The 974-nt window shown below is 52.4% G+C and carries 1 pseudogene; it reads right to left on the bottom strand.

Going from position 1 to position 974, the window contains the following annotated elements:
• Positions 1–29 precede the first annotated feature (29 nt).
• A pseudogene (locus QP908_RS11740) lies at positions 30–974 on the bottom strand (IS3 family transposase); the annotation flags it as partial.

Here is a 974-nt window from a genome sequence, read left to right as displayed (position 1 = left end):
CCCCAGAAAGTGGACACGTCGGGGGTTAGTTATGCTGCTTGGGTCAGTGTAGCTGAATTAAGCGCTTCGAAGTCATCGGGGGCTAGAAGGTTGCACCAGGAGTGCCGCCTACGCGTGTTGTAGCGCATGCACCACCGGAAGATTTCCTGGCGGCAGCTGATTGGACTTTCAAAGAGTTTCCTATCACGCAGTACTTCACGCTTTAAGGTGGCGTTAAAGGATTCTGCTAGGGCGTTATCAGCACTCGTTCCCACTGCTCCCATGGATTGACGCACACCAAGCTGGGCGCAGTGGTCCCCAAACGCCTGTGAGGTGTACACACTGCCATGATCAGAATGGAAAATTGCCCCTTTAAGGCTTCCGCGGACCTTTCTGGCATGAGACAAAGCCTCGATAACCAGCGATACCCGCATGTGATCCGCGAGTGCATGACCGACAAGTTTGCGAGAGTAGACGTCGATGACCGTGGCAAGGTACATGTTCTTGCCACCCTTACACGGCAGGTACGTAATGTCGCCAACATAGACGTGGTTTGGTCTATCAGCTGTGAATTTACGGCCTACTAAGTCCGGCATGACACGGTGGCCAGGCTTGCGCCTGGTAGTGACACATCGGCGGCGCTTGGTAAAGCCTTTAAGTCCCATGGCTTTCATGATGCGGGCGACCTTCTTGTGACTTATCGGGCCAAAGCTCGTATCGGCTTTAAGGCTTGCAGCGATGCGTTTAGCACCATAAAGCCCGTGCTCATCATCAAAAGTGGTCTTGATTTTTGCACCAATAGCGGCATCGGAACACATCTTTAACCTGCGCTGTTCACGGGTTTGGACCCATTTATAAAACGAGGAGCGATTGAGCTTTAACACGTGACACATCCGTGTGAGCCGAGTACTCGGTTCGGTGGTCATAGACAAACTGGAAGCGGATCACCAGTGAGTTGCTTTAAGCAAAATATTTCGCGGCCTTGCGCAGGATAT

The sequence above is a fragment of the Corynebacterium sp. MSK204 genome (genome assembly GCF_030229885.1).
In the GTDB taxonomy this organism is placed as follows: domain Bacteria; phylum Actinomycetota; class Actinomycetes; order Mycobacteriales; family Mycobacteriaceae; genus Corynebacterium.
This window is presented reverse-complemented; position numbering and strand designations above follow the sequence as displayed.